At 68.8% G+C, this 1,425-nt stretch carries 1 protein-coding gene; it reads left to right on the forward strand.

Annotated elements, in window-relative coordinates; genetic code table 11:
• Positions 1-122 precede the first annotated feature (122 nt).
• Complete coding sequence (locus AFE02nite_RS17205; protein ID WP_034250078.1) at positions 123-1,367, forward strand: IS256 family transposase; 1,245 nt, start codon at positions 123-125, stop codon at positions 1,365-1,367.
• Positions 1,368-1,425: the final 58 nt, after the last annotated feature.

Genomic DNA, 1,425 nt, shown 5'->3' on the forward strand with positions numbered 1-1,425 from the left:
TGACGTCCCCTGGGGTGGTGTAGTTCTCGATCTTGTTCGTCGTGGTGGCCGCGACGAAGAAGGCCATCGTGCGATGGTCGGTGAGACCGGACTAGGGAACTCACGGAAGGACACATCGCACGATGGCTATGGACCAGTCTGCCCTGCTCGACCTGCTCGCCGCATTGAAGGACACCGAGGTCAGTGACCGGATCCGCGTTGCGACCGAGCACCTGTATCAAGAGCTGATCGACGCCGAGGCGACCGCGGTGATCGGCGCGGGCCCGTGGCAGCGCACCGCCGAGCGGACCACCCAGCGCAACGGCTCGCGAGACCGGGTGCTGACCACGACGGCTGGGGATCTGGACCTGCGGATCCCCAAGCTGCGGACGGGGTCGTTCTTCCCGTCGTTGCTCGAGCGGCGTCGCCGGGTCGACCAGGCGCTGTTCGCGGTGGTGATGGAGGCATACCTGCACGGGGTCTCGACCAGGAAGGTTGACGACCTGGTCAAGGCGCTGGGCGCCGACAGCGGGATCTCCAAGTCCGAGGTCTCCCGGATCTGCGCCGGGCTGGACGAGGAGGTTGGTGCCTTCCGCGACCGGTCGCTGGCCGAGAGCGCGTTCCCCTACGTGTTCTTGGACGCGACCTACTGCAAGGCCCGGGTCGGTCGCCGGGTGGTGTCCCAGGCCGTGGTCATCGCCACCGGGGTCCGCGCCGACGGGCACCGCGAGGTCCTCGGCTTCGACGTCGGCGACTCCGAGAACGGTGCGTTCTGGACCGCGTTCCTGCGGTCGTTGAAGGCCCGCGGTCTGGCGGGGGTCCAGCTGGTCATCTCCGACGCCCACGAGGGCCTGAAGGCCGCGATCGGCTCGGTCCTGCTGGGCTCGTCCTGGCAGCGCTGCCGGGTCCACTTCACCCGCAACGTCCTGGACGCGGTATCCAGGTCCAACGCCGAGATGGTCGCCGCGGCGATCCGCACGATCTTCGCCCAGCCCGACGCCGCGCACGTCAGCGAGCAGTTCGAGGTCATCGCGACCATGCTCGCCCGCTCCCACCCCAAGGTCGCCGACATGCTCACCGACGCCCGCGAGGACCTCCTCGCGTTCACCGCGTTTCCCGCCAGCCACTGGAAGAAGATCTGGTCGACCAACCCCCTAGAACGGCTGAACAAGGAGGTCAAGCGCCGCACCGACGTCGTCGGCGTCTTCCCCAACCCCGCCGCCCTGCTGCGCCTGGCAGGCGCGGTCCTGGTCGAGGCCCACGACGAGTGGGCGGCCACCGACCGGCGCTACCTGTCCGAACGCTCCATGGCCCAGCTCGCCGCCATGACCACCCTGACCTCCATCACCGGGCAGGAGGTCGACGCCCCCGAACTGCTCACGGCATGATCACTGCACTGACCCGCACGGTGTCGAGCAACTCCACCACCCAGCGGGACGTCACCCC

Origin of the sequence: Actinotalea fermentans, assembly GCF_007991475.1 — a bacterium.
Classification (GTDB): Bacteria; Actinomycetota; Actinomycetes; order Actinomycetales; family Cellulomonadaceae; genus Actinotalea; species Actinotalea fermentans.

What these genes read in the sequence shown, in the direction of transcription:
- AFE02nite_RS17205 (WP_034250078.1), top strand. Translation starts at nt 123, where the DNA reads ATGGCTATGGACCAGTCTGCCCTGCTCGACCTGCTCGCCGCATTGAAG.